The 357-nt window shown below is 73.1% G+C and carries 1 pseudogene; it reads right to left on the bottom strand.

Annotated elements, in window-relative coordinates:
• A pseudogene (locus AC1DN0_RS42005) lies at positions 1-357 on the bottom strand (autotransporter outer membrane beta-barrel domain-containing protein); the annotation flags it as partial.

Below are 357 nucleotides of genomic sequence, written 5' to 3'. Positions count from 1 at the left end.
GGTGGACACCTTCCAGTCACCGTCCGCCGCCACCGCCACGGTGCCGGCACCGCCCAGGGTGGCCACGCCCGCCACGTCCACGTGGTCGCTGCTGCCATCGGCGGCGACGTGGACGCGGTAGGTCGCGCTCGGATCGAACACCAGGTCACCGGTGATGGTCAGCCGGCCCACGGCGCTGTTCGGGCCCGGGTCCAGCACGCTGCCCGAACGCAGGTGCACGCTGCCCACGCGGCCGCTGCCGGCCAGGTAGGCACCGTTGTCCAGGTTCACCTGCCCGCCGAGTGCGCCGTCCACCATCAACCGGCCCTGGTCGACCACGGTGGTGCCGGCAAAGGCGCTGCTGTCGCCGCTCAGGGT

The sequence above is a fragment of the Cupriavidus sp. 05N39 genome, assembly GCF_056397325.1.
The sequence above is the reverse complement of the archived record's forward strand: the minus strand, read 5'-3'. Positions and strand labels throughout refer to the sequence as shown.